This is a genomic window from Nonlabens sp., from assembly GCF_051251825.1.
In the GTDB taxonomy this organism is placed as follows: Bacteria; Bacteroidota; Bacteroidia; order Flavobacteriales; family Flavobacteriaceae; genus Nonlabens.
In genome coordinates this window covers 108,343-122,893 of record NZ_JBPOGG010000001.1, presented here as the reverse complement: position 1 = coordinate 122,893, position 14,551 = coordinate 108,343, and the positions used below count along the sequence as shown (strand labels likewise).

The 14,551-nt window shown below is 35.8% G+C and carries 10 protein-coding genes; 5 read left to right on the top strand and 5 right to left on the bottom strand.

Annotation, left to right across the window (positions count from 1 at the left end):
• Window positions 1-207: 207 nt before the first annotated feature.
• From ACSHWW_RS00530 to ACSHWW_RS00520, 3 genes are all read left to right on the top strand, one after another.
• The gene (locus ACSHWW_RS00530) at window positions 208-1,344 is read left to right on the top strand and encodes a methionine aminotransferase (RefSeq protein ID WP_435680448.1); all 1,137 of its coding nucleotides are present in this window, start codon (window positions 208-210) and stop codon (window positions 1,342-1,344) included.
• A gap of 53 nt (window positions 1,345-1,397) precedes the next feature.
• Entirely contained in the window at window positions 1,398-2,180 is a 783-nt protein-coding gene (locus ACSHWW_RS00525) for a nitrilase family protein (RefSeq protein WP_435680447.1), read from the top strand.
• A gap of 142 nt (window positions 2,181-2,322) precedes the next feature.
• Entirely contained in the window at window positions 2,323-6,453 is a 4,131-nt protein-coding gene (locus ACSHWW_RS00520; RefSeq protein ID WP_435680446.1) for a T9SS type A sorting domain-containing protein, read from the top strand.
• Window positions 6,454-6,533: 80 nt separating this feature from the next.
• Here the strand turns inward: ACSHWW_RS00520 and ACSHWW_RS00515 are convergent, their stop codons facing one another.
• Together ACSHWW_RS00515 and ACSHWW_RS00510 are read right to left on the bottom strand one after the other, a co-directional pair.
• Window positions 6,534-8,132 (bottom strand): Ig-like domain-containing protein, encoded by a 1,599-nt coding sequence (locus ACSHWW_RS00515; protein WP_435680445.1) that lies wholly within the window; start codon window positions 8,130-8,132, stop codon window positions 6,534-6,536.
• Window positions 8,133-8,347: 215 nt separating this feature from the next.
• Window positions 8,348-9,034, bottom strand: a complete 687-nt coding sequence (locus ACSHWW_RS00510; protein ID WP_435680444.1) for a ComF family protein — start codon at window positions 9,032-9,034, stop codon at window positions 8,348-8,350.
• A gap of 47 nt (window positions 9,035-9,081) precedes the next feature.
• Here ACSHWW_RS00510 and ACSHWW_RS00505 point away from each other — a divergent pair, with 47 nt between their 5' ends.
• Window positions 9,082-9,963 (top strand): hypothetical protein, encoded by an 882-nt coding sequence (locus ACSHWW_RS00505; protein WP_435680443.1) that lies wholly within the window; start codon window positions 9,082-9,084, stop codon window positions 9,961-9,963.
• 45 nt (window positions 9,964-10,008) lie between these two features.
• Here ACSHWW_RS00505 and ACSHWW_RS00500 read toward each other — a convergent pair whose 3' ends face one another.
• Both ACSHWW_RS00500 and ACSHWW_RS00495 read right to left on the bottom strand, forming a co-directional pair.
• Window positions 10,009-11,346, bottom strand: coding sequence for a glycosyltransferase family 39 protein (locus tag ACSHWW_RS00500; protein ID WP_435680442.1), 1,338 nt, complete (start codon window positions 11,344-11,346; stop codon window positions 10,009-10,011).
• Window positions 11,343-12,056: a glycosyltransferase gene (locus ACSHWW_RS00495; RefSeq protein WP_435680441.1), complete on the bottom strand. Its 714-nt coding sequence runs from the start codon at window positions 12,054-12,056 to the stop codon at window positions 11,343-11,345. Before ACSHWW_RS00495 ends, ACSHWW_RS00500 begins: the two co-directional genes overlap by 4 nt.
• 112 nt (window positions 12,057-12,168) lie before the next feature.
• Here ACSHWW_RS00495 and ACSHWW_RS00490 point away from each other — a divergent pair, with 112 nt between their 5' ends.
• Window positions 12,169-13,722, top strand: a complete 1,554-nt coding sequence (locus ACSHWW_RS00490) for a glycine--tRNA ligase (RefSeq protein WP_435680440.1) — start codon at window positions 12,169-12,171, stop codon at window positions 13,720-13,722.
• A 246-nt stretch (window positions 13,723-13,968) separates the two neighbouring features.
• On the opposite strand, the gene ACSHWW_RS00485 is transcribed toward ACSHWW_RS00490, so the two are convergent.
• Window positions 13,969-14,409, bottom strand: coding sequence for a hypothetical protein (locus ACSHWW_RS00485; protein WP_435680439.1), 441 nt, complete (start codon window positions 14,407-14,409; stop codon window positions 13,969-13,971).
• Window positions 14,410-14,551: the final 142 nt, after the last annotated feature.

Sequence of the window (14,551 nt, the reverse complement as noted above, 5' to 3'; positions counted from 1 at the left end):
AAAGTTTAAACTTAATTATAATAGGTATTTAAAGACATTACATTTTAAAGTTTAAAAGTGCACTTAAACAGAATTAATCATCATTAAGCTAGTTTAACATCGTATTTTATGGTTTAAACGTATTTTTTAGTACTTTCACGGGTTGCAATTACACTTAAAAATTAAAGCCATTCAGAGTATTCACAGAGGAATTGATTATTTTAGAGAATGATTACATCAAAATTACCTCAGGTTACTCCTTCCATTTTTTCTGTTATGAGCAGTCTTGCTCATGAGTATCAAGCTCTCAATCTATCTCAAGGCTTTCCCAGTTTTCCAGTAGATGCTCAATTAAAGGAATTACATATTAAAGCTATTACTGATGATAAGAATCAGTATGCACCTATGTCTGGATTACCTATGTTGCGAGAAGCCATTTCTATAATGACTCAAAAGCTACACAAGACTTTTTATAATCCTGCTAATGAAATATGTATAACGGCTGGAGCTACTCAAGCGATATTTACAGCAATCCAAACAGTTGTCCATCGAGGAGATGAAGTAATTGTTTTTACACCAGCTTATGACTGTTACATTCCAGCCATAGAACTTGCCGGTGGTAAAGCCATAGAGATTCCTATGAATTTACCAGATTTCACTATTGATTGGAACATAGTTGAAGTGCGTATCAATAATAAGACTAGAATGATTATGATTAACACACCTCATAATCCTAGCGGTAGTATGTTAAGTCATGAGGATATGCTGCAGTTACAAGACTTAATAGTTACCCATGATTTATTTTTATTGAGTGATGAGGTATATGAGCATATAGTTTTTGACCAGCAGGAACATTTAAGTGCCTCTAGATATCCAGGTTTAAAAGAACGTAGTTTTATTACAGGCAGTTTTGGCAAGACTTTTCACATTACAGGATGGAAAATAGGATATTGTCTTGCGCCCAAAGCAATGATGGAGGAATTTTATAAAATCCATCAATATCTTGTGTTTTGCATAAATCATCCCGCGCAAGTTGCAATTGCTCAATACATTCAAGAAGAGCAGCGATACTTATCACTAGGATCTTTCTATCAGAAAAAGAGAGATTTATTTCTTCATTCTATACAGGACAGTAAATTCAGTTTTAAACCTACACAAGGTTCTTACTTTCAATTACTCAACTACTCTGCCTTATCAAATGAAGCAGATGTTGATTATGCGCGAACACTTACCATCGAGCATAAAATTGCTAGTATTCCGATCTCGGTTTTCATGAATGGAACTGATCCTAAGATGCTTAGGTTCTGTTTTGCAAAAGAAGATCATGAAATTATTAAGGCTGCTCAAATTTTAAATAGCCTATAAATCCTTTGAATTGAAATACTTAAGAAGTATTTTTAACCAATAAAACATTATTAATGCAGCCTCAAGAAAACATCAAAGTAAGTCTCATTCAAACGCATCTCGCGTGGGAAACTCCTAAAGCAAATTTGGAGCAGTTTTCGCGCAAGCTAGAACAACTGTATGGAGTAACTGACTTAGTAGTTTTACCAGAAATGTTTACCACAGGTTTCTCCATGAACGCTCAGCAACATGCAAGCTCTGAGCAAATTATAGAATACCTCATGAAACATGCAAAAAAAGGAAAATTTGCAATTTACGGTAGTGTGATGTTTAGAGATGGTGAGCGATTTGTAAATCGTGGTTTTTTTGTAAGGCCAGACCGTACTTATGATTTTTATGATAAAAGACACACTTTCACACTTGCCAAAGAACATGAGGTTTATCATAAAGGTGAAAAACCTATAATTTCAGAATACCTGGGCTGGAAATTCAACTTGCAAATATGTTATGACTTGAGATTTCCTGTTTTTTCTCGCAATACTCAAGAATACGATGTGCTTTTATATGTGGCTAACTGGCCTGTACCACGCATTAATGCATGGGACGCGTTATTAAAAGCACGAGCAATTGAGAATATGTGTTATACAATCGGTGTAAATCGTACAGGATTAGATGGAAACGGTATGGAATATAATGGACATTCTCAAGCTTATGATTTGCTAGGAGAGGAAATGATAGAAGACCATCCTTGGGAAAATCAAAACATTAAAACAGTCCAATTAAAAAAATCTCATATTAACTTATTGAGAGAAAAACTGCAATTCTTAGGTGATAGAGATGACTTTAAGTTGTCATAGTTAACTAAAAACAGATTTAGAACGCGGTTTGAGCGATGTTATCTGACTTTTAACAGGTTTAACTCTGATTCTGATTGTTTATTTAACACTAACGAGTTGTTTATTGCCATATCTTTGCTCTCTATTTTTTAATGTTATAGCTATGAAGGTTAGGTATTTATCTTTTTTTATTTTTTTTAGTTCGTTTATTCTTTTTGCACAAAACGGTTCTTGGAATTTTGATAATTCTGGCTCTGGTCTCAATGGGTGGTCTACACTTCGTCTAAATGACACCTACACAGCTAACAGTGTAATTTTTACAACTACATCAGGAAATAATCCTAGAATACAAAATGACGTATCAAATGTAGATGCAAGCACAAAAACCTTTGCAAGAATAGTAATGAAGGTTAGTGCAAATGGTCCTACATTAATGAGAATAGGTAATCTAACTGGAACCGCTCAGTATGTTCCGGTTACAATTAACACGGGCACGGCTGATTTTGTGACCTATCTTGTAGATATGTCTGACGCAAATTGGACTAACACAGTAGATTCTATACGTATTCAGTTTAAAATAGATGATAGCTCAAGTGGTGGAAGTAATTTTAATGCCGCTGGTGAGACTATAGAAATTCAAGAAATATCTTTTATAGCAAATCCTTATGCTGGTGCAACTTTACTCTATGTGGATCCAGCAAACGGATCTGACGGAGCAATAGGAGATTCTAATAATCCATTAGAGTCTATTGCTTATGCGATTAACATTGCTGCTATAAGTAATATCTCTACTGTTTATGTAAAGGCTGGGACGTACACTATTGATAATAGTATTTACATCAACTCTCAGGCTACAAATAAGATTACTGTATCTCCAGAACCAGGTGAAAAGGTGACTTTAAAAATGAAGAATTTTAGAAATTTTCATTTTGCAGAAAACGCTAAAAACATTGAAATCAAAGGGTTTGAACTTGATGGACAATCTAATACGGTAGAACATTATGAGATCTTGTCTAAATATGTTTGGGAACCACAAACTTTTGATTTTGCATTATCTGGTGGTGGAATAGGATTTCAAATTGAGGAGGCAGAAGATATTTTCATCACGAATAATGTGATTCATGATTTTTATCAAAAAGCAATAAATATTGAAAACGGAAGATATGTGACCGTTAAGGGTAACGTTATTTACAACATAGCAAAAACCTCTTTAAGTGGTGGTCATGGTATAATGAGGCAGCAAGGTGATGGTAGTTTTGCAGATCCAGACGATCCTAATAAATACAGATGGGACATTAATGGTAACATGATTTTTAATGTGCATCAACGTATTTATTCTTGGGTTCCATCAAAAGGATTTATGAATTGGACACTTGATGAAGGTAAATCAGTTTTAATTGATGAAACACCTGATCATGATGTAATAATGAAAGCTAGAATTCAAAATAATGTAGTTGCATTTTTCAAGATAGATGGAATACGTATCAAGCCAACTAATAATCTGGAAGTTCTAAACAACTCTCTATATAGTAAGGATAGTCATGGTGATGGTATCACAGACACAGCAAATGGCTTTTTCGGTACAGATGCTGAATACCTCAATTTTACAGCCATGAATAATGCTGTGGAAGTAAATCCTAGCAAAGATAGTTATGAACTAGGTGATGCAGCTGTGAGTCCAGGATACAGCGCTTCAAACAATTACAGCGGTATAGGTGGTGTAGTTCCAGCAGGAGCAGGAACGCTACTAAGCACGACCTTATTTAAAAACCCAGAGCTAGGAAACTTTAACCTTGCTCCATCAGGTCTTACTAACGTAGGTGTGCCAAGTTCCGTTTTAACCGAGCTAGCAAATAGAGCAGCAAACTATGGAATTAGTATAGAAGACGACCAGTGGGAAAATGATCATCTTAAAAACACTCAAACTCTTCTAGATAATATTCCTGGAATAGAAGATGGTGTTCCTAACAATGAGACTGTTTTTACTGATGCTGGTACTTACGGCTTATCAGATCTTGAGTTTTCAAAAAACCGTACTGCTTACTATTTTACATTAAACTCTGCATGGAAAGCTAGTAAAGGAGTAACAGACATGGTGCTGGATCGTGGTAATGGATTAGATCAGTATGACGGTTTATATGAGTTAGTAATGCCTGAGGATTACCAAACTTGGCTTGAAGACACTGAAACAGACTACCAAAGAGACTCAAATGGCGATGGCAATGATGATACTCCATATGATCGTATAAGATATGGTGCGAGTTTGTTAAACCAGCATAAAGTTTTTCAACCTAATTCGTTACATGTAGTAGAAATCAAAGCAAGTTTTGATTATACACAAACTGAAGCAGAAGGATTTGATATAACTCTAGATGGAGATATCTTAATTGATTTTGAATATACTCCTGCAGGTTATGAAGTTTTTGATCTCATCATTGCCTCTAATATTACACCAGTGAGTGCCACCGAATTATTTGAAAGAATACGTTTTAAAAACTTCACAAGTAATTACACTTTACAGCAAGTTACTGAAGGATCTAATGAGATTATTAGATTAACACTAACTGATTTGCCTCAACCTATTACTTGGAGAGATCAAGCTTGGAGCAATACGACTGGTCCAAGTCTAATTACAGATAATGTACTTATAGATGATGATTTAACTATGTCTAGCGATCTACTTGTAAATGATATTATTATAAATGAAGGTAAAACGCTTACCATCGATGCATCAAATAAACTTCAAGTAAATGGAAACTTAGTGAATAGTGGAACTATCGTCTTTAAAAGTGATGCTTCTGGAACTGCTCAGTTTGACACTTTCAATGGAGCACTTACAGGAGAAGGAAAAGTTACGGTAGAGCGATTTATTCCATTAGGAAAAAGAGCTTTTAGAATGCTCACGCCATCTGTAAATACAACTGATTTTATTGCAGACAACTGGCAACAAGGAACACAAATTACAGGATCTCTAACTGGAGCAAATGGTTTTGACACAAGTGGTTCAGGGAACCCATCTATGTTTCTATTTAATAATGAACAAACAACTGGAAGTGGTTGGGACGCAATTGAAAGTACAAACACTACTAGATTAAATGCTGGACAAGGATATCGTATTATGATACGAGGTGATCGTACCCTTGATCTTACGCAACCTGCACTAGCAAATATGAACACTGCCGTTGTTTTACCTGCGACAGGAACTATGGTTACTGGAGATATTACATTTGATACTAGCAGTTCTCCACCTATGAACAATACCACTAATCCAGAAACTGGAGGATTTAGTTTTATAGGGAATCCATATATCAGTCCGGTAAACTGGAATACAGTTACTAGAACAGGTTTAACAAACACCTATTACGTTTGGGACCCTAATATGGGAACTGCATCCGAAAGTGGAAGATACGTAGCTTACAATGGAATTACTAACGATAATCCGTCCTCAAACGTGAGTGAATTTATTCAAACCGGTCAAGCTCTTTTTGTACATAATAGCACATTAGGAACTGCTGGTGCTATCACTTTTAAAGAAAGTGATAAAGCAGATAATTATGTGACCGTTTTTAGCACGAGCTCATTACCTAAACTGACCGTAGAATTAAATGATGTAAACTCATCAAGTTCAAATAATTCTATAGATGGGACTACAGCAATTTTTGGAAATCAATTTAGCTATCAAAATGACGCTTATGATTCTAATAAATTACAATCGCCAGGAGAAAATCTAGCATGGAACACTACAAGTAACCAACTCCTTGCTATAAATGCTTTACCAGAACCAGTAGATAATGATGAGTTATTACTGCACATGCTAAGAATAAACTCAGGTAGTACTTACTCGTTTAAAATTAAGACCGAAAACATGAATTCAAATTTGAGCATGTATCTTCTCGATAATTTTGATAATTCTATGACTACTGTTCCTGTAAACTCAACATTCATACATGACTTTACAACTACAAGTAATATCGCTAGCGTTGATACTAACAGGTTTAAAATCATTTTTAACACAACTCTTTCTGTAGATCATTTTGTAAATAATGATGTTGCATTATATCCTAATCCTACATCAGGTAATTCAAATGTTAGTATTCGATTCTCAAGGCCTATTATAGGTGAACCTGTGATTGAAGTCTATAATTTAATAGGACAAAAAATCGATGTGACAAGTCAGCAGACTTCTTCATCAAGTCTAGAATTAAATCCTACAGCAGCATTAAAAACCGGAACTTATATTATAAAGGTTAATATAGAAGGTCAATCTCAAAGCATGAAATGGATCATTCAATAATCCATTTCCTATTCTTTAATAAAAATCGGCATGTTTCTTTTAAAGAAACATGCCGATTTTTTTTGAGTTCATAATAATTACTACTCTAGCTTAAACGATTCTTTCACATCCCAATTTGCCTGTAACGGAATTAGAGCCGACAGATAAGCAACTTTCTCAGGCTGGATTCCTTTCAAGAAATTTCCAGCATCATATCTACCGTTCCTATTAGTATCATAAATAGCACGCAAGAGATAACTTCCTGGATCTAAATAGTTAAAAGAGTAAACACCATTTTCTGTAACCGTTTGTTGAGCAACAACTGTTAAATCCTCTTTAACAATTTGAACAATCGCAGGCCAGTTGCTGCCACCAGTTAATGTGATTTCCATGTTCCCGTAGTCTGAAGCTGTTCTGGTGGTGCCAGTAAAAGCAATGGTATCCATTGTTTTACCGTAAAAGTCTGTAATCGCTCCAGGCAGCATTTCTAGAATGTAACGTTGACTTTCGCTACGAGGGAAATCTATGGTTAATTCGTTTTTAAGTAGATCTAATTGTGCATCAAATTCAAGCGCTGTAGAATCCTTATCGATAACTTTCATTTTAGAAAGGTCATAAGAATCTATAGGAGTCGTCGCAGTTAAAACTAGAGGTTCTGCAAGAGAAACATCGCCTTGCTTTTTAAGCTGCAGGCTGTCTGCATAACGGTCTTTTAAAGCTACTTTTTTCTGGTCTGTAAAATCTTTATAATTCATAGTAAGAATTACAGTATCTCTTTCTACAACTGGTTGGAACCAAAACTGCAGCGTGTCCTTCTTCTCAAATTTTGTAATTCTAGTTTTAGTGAATAGGTCCTTATCTTCAGCTGTTACGTTAAGTGAGTCTAGATGACCGGTGTAACCTATGAAAAACTTGCTTTTCCCTTCGTGAGTGACTTTTTTGATCCCATTATCAAGTGATGCTTTAAACATCTTTAATTCATAAACCTCATCACTAGGAACAGTAACAGGCTCAGAGACAAAACCTATTTTATCATTAACAGGATTATATTTTAAATCACTGTTTTGCTCCTTAATTCCCACCATGCGGTACTCGCCAGCAGCAAGATTTTGCATGGTAAAAGTTTTCAGACTGTCCAGCGTATTTAAAACATATAGCGGTGGACCTTTAAAAATGAGCGAGTCTGTATATTCCTCGTCCATTTTATAGAGCAATACATTTACAAAATCGTCAGACTCATAATTAAGCGCATCTGTGATTCTACCTTTTAATTCTAGCGAGTCTATGTAAGTTCCTGTGCTAAACACATATCTAAAAAACGGATACGGATTAGACTCATTATTATCCACAATACTCTGCCCAAAGTTGAACGTATAAGTAGTATTTGCCGCTAGCGTATCTTCAATCTTGATAGTCATTTTCTTAGAAGCACCGCCTTGAGGCGTCACCACTGGCGGATATTTCAATGGTGGAGAAACGACAAGCTGTTTCTGCAAATCCTTTATTTTAATGTACTCATCAAAGGTGATTTCAATCTCATTTGCCTTGAAATTGACGCTATAATTATCTGGATAAGCGCGCAATATCACTGGCGGCTCTTCGTCCACAGGTCCACCAGTAGGCGTTCCACGTTTAGCACATTGCACGAGCGTAGTAATTGCTACCAGCACCAGAATTGTATAAAGTAAGGTCTTTTTCACAGGATTATATAACGCACGCAAGTTACTATGATTATGTATAAAAAGGAAAAAGAATTAAGTCACAGTCTTAAAGTCCTCAGTCTTCAGTGATTTAAATTCTGTAAAGCAATGCGCTAGCTGACTTCAGTCAGCTAGAAAAAGAACGCCGCAGGCGACACAACAATTCTCAGCGCCAGACTTCAGTCTGCCATTCATGATTATCAAACCTCAAATTTTTAAACAGATATTGCCATAGTAGCAATAGAAATTTTCACACCTGGAATTTTAAGTAATTCTCGAGCGCATAACACGAGTGTCGTTCCTGTAGTCACAACATCATCGACCAGCAGCACATGAGAACCTTCGGGAATCGTTTCGGCGAGTTCATAGGGCGATTGCGTCTCATCACTACGTTTGCTTTGATTCAGCTTTGCTTGGTTGATAGTATTTTTAGTTTTGATTAATACGCTTTCGCGAAAGCGTGCTCCAAAAACAACAGCCAGCTCTTTACCAAAACCCGAGACCTGATTATAGCCACGTGTCTTCATCCTCACCGGATGCACAGGAACCGGAATCACAACATCAATGTTTTGAAAACCTGTATGATCGCTCAGTTCTGTAGCGAGCCATTTTCCTAGATAAGCGCTTATTTCTTCTTTGCCGCGGTATTTTAACTCATGCATCATGTGTTGTACAGCACCTATCTTCTCATAGTAAAAAAGACTGGTCACATGTTCTACGTTAATACGCGCATAGAATAGCTCACGCATTTTTTCATCGCTTGTTTTATGAAAATTAGTAAGCGGTAAATGGCCGTGGCAAGTGGTGCAAATTAGGTTTTCGCCAGTAGATAGCGGTGATTCACAACCCATGCACAGCTCTGGATAGAGTAAGTTAAAGAAATCATATATCCAGCGTTTCATATATTATTTAGTACGTTTACTGCGTTTAACGATTTAAAGATAACATTATGGGAACTCAAAAAGACAACCGTTTATTAAAGATCTTACTAGGAATAGCCGTTTTGCTGTTGATTGCATTAGGAACTTATGCCTATAAAGCACATCATAAAAACGAAGCGATTACCACACAACTAGAAGTTGAAAAGACCGAAATCGAAAAAGAACTCGATAATATTTCCAAAGAATATCGCATAGAAATTGAAAAAGGAACCGCACTAACTGGTGACCTTGAACTTGCCAAAGAACGCATCACAAGACTGAAAGATTCTGTGAGCCGTTTGGAGCCTAACGTAGCAATTCTCGCACGATTGCGTAGAGAGCTCGTAAAAATTAAAGATGAACGCGAGGTTCTTGCCGCACGTATTTATGTCCTAGAAGTAGAAAATCAAGAGCTCGTGCGTGTGAAAGACAGCACCCTACAAGTTCTTAACGAGGAGATTATTTCTAGTACTGAAAAAACAGTTCAAATAGATAATCTTAATGAAAACATGGCTCGAGCTGCCACCTTACTTCCTACTAACTTTAATGCAAAAGGAGTTATTATAAGAAGTAGCGGTAAAGAAATAGAAAACGACCGAGCTCGTCGTGTGGACGATTTAAAAGTATGTTTCACACTACCACAAAACGCACTGGCTACCACAGGAGTTCAATCCTTCTATTTACAAGTGGTAAATCCAGATAATAACGTTCTAGGACTTAAAAAGAAACAGCAGTTTGAAGATCAAGAACTCACTTATTCTAAGGTCGTATCTTTTAACTACAAAGGAAAAGAACTCGATATATGCGAACTCGTTCAAGCAAATGAAGATGATATCATTAAAGGAACTTATAGAATCAATCTATACAATGGCGGCATAAGAGTAAGTAGCTCTGAGCTGGTGTTGCGATAGAGTTTAATTTCAAGTATAAAAAAAGCGCCCTTGAGGCGCTTTTTTTTATGATGAGAACTGACGTAATTTATAATTATTGTGAAGATATTTCAACACAAAAATCAAGATGAAAAAAGTAAACGGATAACAAAAACGAGAATTAGTCCCAAAGGTGATCATCGCTTGAAATCCTGCTCCTAGAATAACTAACAGAACTAAAAACTGTATAATTCCCCAGTTTTTAAGAATCCTGTTTTTCAATAGAAAAATCAAGCTTAGTATTAAGAAGGAAATATTCAAGAGAATTAAGATATACTGCTGTCCATAAATCCATAATCCGATTAAGCCTTTACGTATATAATTACTGTTGAATTTTTCTACATTCCATAATAAGGTGCTCTCTGCCCCAAAGAATTTATAGAATGAAACTCCTATCTGTTTCCCGTACTCTATAGGATTATCCATGAGTAGATTCTTAGACATTTTCTTGAGATGTAATGATAACTCTAGATTGTCCAAACCTGTTTCTATTTTCAATTCTTTCCTCGCAAACCATACCGTCATGGGGTAAACATGATCAGGTTGCGTAGCAACAATTTCATTACGATGCTTTAATAAAATCTCCCTTTCTTCTTTATATTCTTCAGGCAACTTCTCGTAGAATGAAGTTCCTATTTGAGTTAAATTGATTCCTTCATAGGAACTGGTCATAAAAACACCAGTATTAAATTTATTAAAACTGTTCCAGCCTATTAAAGTGATTACTGGAATAATTAATAATAGAAATAAAAGAAATATGTGCCTTTTAAATTCTTTAAAATGAGTTGCCGCAATAAAACTGACTATTAAAAACGGTACATAAATAAAAAACGGACGAACTAAAAATAGAGCAGCACACACCAATCCGAGTTTTACATAAACTGACCTTTCACAATCTTTTGCAAAAAACTTGGTTTTATTCATATACCAAACGAGTACAACTAATAAAAACGCTGATAAGCTCTCTGTAAGTATTGCAAAATCATAAAAAACAAATGGTAAATAACTACTTAAAAGTATTCCTATTATAATTGCTCCTTTCCGTGAAATCCATTGCTCGGCTATCTTATATATAAAGAATAAGCTTAACAGGCCGAGTAAATTTTGAACAATAACAACAAGCCAGTGTTGATTTCCTAAAAAAGCTAAAAACATAGAATAACCAGGTGTTCTTGCTCCATGATATCCTATAAGCTCGCCATTTAACAATAAATCTGAGAGTTCTATATAATCTCCCGAATCTGGAAAATAGGTGATCCCATTGTAAAATAAAAAAACTAAAAGACGTATTATAATACTGTAACACAATACTGTAAAAAGCCCGTATTTCTCGCACCACGTCAGCAGCTCTTTAAATTGCTTCATAAGTATCTTTTGTAGATTTTATAAAAGGAAAGAGGTAGTTTCAACACATCTTTAAAGCTAATTCTAGAATCACCATCATCCACCCATCGAGAAAGTGGCACTTCTTTTACAAGCTCATTTAAGCTATTATTTTTAGATGATTTTTTTAAACGCAATAACAACTCTACGTCAAATAACCACTTGGTCTCAAAAGGAGTTTTAAATAGCTCTTGAGCTGTTTTTCCATTAATAATTTTGGCACCGCATTGAGTATCATAAATTCCAGCTTTTAAAAATATACTATCTATAACTGTCGCGATTAATCTGCCAGAGAAGTGTCGCCACCAATATCTATTAATTTGAGAACCCGCAATTTTTAAACGAGAACCCATAACTATTTTATATGTACTTGTTTTGTGTATTTCAATAAGCCGTTCCATTTCTTGTAAACTCGTACTCAGGTCAGCATCGAGATATCCTATAGTTTCAAATTTCCCTTTTAAGAATAGAACTCCTTGACGTATTGCTTCAGCTTTACCTACGTTTTTATCTAATTGTAGATTTGAGATTCGTCTATTTTTAATAGCTAAATCGTGTAATATCCATTTTGTATAATCCTCGCTGCCATCATTAACCAGTAATATTTCAAAAGCGTCAAAAGTTAAAAAAGCGTCCACATCTAGCCTGGACTCTTCATTAAAACACGGAATGATGACACAAGTTGACTTCATTTTTTAAAAATAACTCTTATAAGTAATATAGATGTTATAATATTCGCTTTCGCGAAAGCGAAATAAACAAAATCACATCAATTCAAACGCAGTATTTTTTACATTTGCAGCTATGGCAAAGAACAACGATCAAGATCAGTTTAAAAAGGTACTCTCACATGCAAAAGAGTACGGATATGTATTTCAATCCAGCGAAATCTATGATGGATTAGCGGCTGTTTATGACTACGGTCAGAATGGTGTAGAGTTAAAGAAAAACATCAGAGAATACTGGTGGCAAGCGATGACGCAATTGAACCAAGACATCGTGGGAATAGATGCTGCTATTTTTATGCATCCTACTACCTGGAAAGCTAGTGGTCACGTGGACGCTTTTAACGATCCACTGATTGATAATAAAGATTCTAAAAAACGCTATCGTGCTGATGTCCTTGTAGAAGATTACTGCGAGAAACAGTTGCAGAAAGCCAATAAAGAAATCGCCAAGGCCGCTAAACGTTTCGGTGAAGACTTTGATGCCAAAATGTATGCAGAGACCAATCCGCGTGTGATGGGTTACATGAAAAAAGCTACTGAGCCTACCGCAAGACTCGCAGAGCTGCTCGGTGCCGAAGATCTTGAAGGTGTAAAAGCACTAATTGAAGAACTAGAAATAGCAGATCCAGATACAGGTTCTAAGAACTGGACAGACGTGAGACAATTCAACCTCATGTTTGGTACTAAAATAGGTGCCAGTGCAGACACAGCAACAGATTTATTCTTGAGACCAGAAACGGCTCAAGGGATCTTTGTGAATTTCTTGAATGTTCAAAAATCAGGTCGCATGAAGATTCCTTTTGGAATTGCGCAGACTGGTAAAGCGTTTAGAAATGAGATTGTTGCGAGACAATTCATTTTCCGCCAGCGTGAGTTTGAACAAATGGAGATGCAATATTTTGTGAAACCAGGAACAGAACTTGAATGGTTTGAAGTATGGAAAGAGCGTCGCATGGCGTGGCACAAATCACTAGGAATGGGCAATGAGAATTACCGTTTCCACGATCATGAAAAACTTGCACATTATGCAAACGCTGCGACTGATATTGAGTTTAATTTCCCTTTTGGCTTTAAAGAACTTGAAGGTATTCACTCTAGAACAGATTTTGATTTAAAAGCACACGAAGAACACAGTGGTAAAAAACTACAGTTCTTTGATCACGAAGAAAATAAGAGTTATGTTCCTTATGTTCTTGAAACTTCCATAGGTCTTGACAGAATGTTTCTTGCAGTATTCTCTAACTCATTAGTAGATGAGGAACTAGAAAATGGTGGCGAGCGTACGGTTCTTAAATTACCTGCGGTTCTTGCTCCAGTTAAAGCAGCGATTTTACCATTATTGAAAAAAGACGGCTTACCAGAAATCGCTCAAGAAATCATAGACGATTTAAAATGGTCTATGAAAGTAGCCTATGAAGAAAAAGATTCTATAGGAAAGCGATATGCACGTCACGATTTAAATGGAACGCCATATTGTGTTACCATAGATCACGATACTAAAGAAGACCATGCAGTAACGGTAAGAGATCGCGACACCATGACTCAAGAACGTATTGCTATTAAAGATTTAAAATCTTACTTAGAAAAGCGTGTGAGCATGAGTGAATGGTTGAAGAGAATTAAACAGTAGGCAGGATTTAGTAGGCAGTGAGCAGTCTTACTGGTAAAGCGAAACCTTTTCCCTGACCCTAAAGGGTAAGGTTTCTATATTTCGTATTTTAAATAAGATTTTGTTGTGAAAATGATAGTCGTTTCCATCACTAGTAGATTCCGTGTCAAACTCAGAATGATAATTATAAATTTTAAACAAAAAACCTCATAGATCTTAACGACCTATGAGGTTTTTTAATAGTGTTCTTTTCAAGAAATATATTGACTATGGAACTACTGCATCAATGACTACACAAAGTTCACCTTCAAAACCACCAGTAACAGTTACTACATCAAATCTAAACTCATCACCTACAGCGGTTCCTGCACGCTGACAAGTTACAGTTACTGCATAATTGGTACCATTGATTCCTAATGTTCCAGGTCCTACTGCGTTAAGCGTTACAGCACTTGTAGTTAAAAAGATGTTTCCTGGATTAGTGGTTTCATATACTTCAACAGCCGCAACTCCAGGTCCACCATTATTTGGGAATAGTTCAGTTTGTAATTGTGCTTCTGGCAATAAAGTGTTTGTGGTACCGTCAAAGAAGGTTAATCCTTGATAGTTACATTGGTTTTGATTGTCGGCCATACCGTCGTCATTATCGCAACTTAAAAAAGCGATGGACATAAATAATAACAAGGATACCTTAACTAGATATTTCATAAAATTGATTTTAATGTTTATTGAGATGATAAAAGTAATCACACACTCTAGTCTCATCTATTGTGGATTGATATACCGCAGGTTTCACTCTATGAAATAGCGAGTTGATAGTTTTAAAGAATTAATTTTCAATATAATGTCG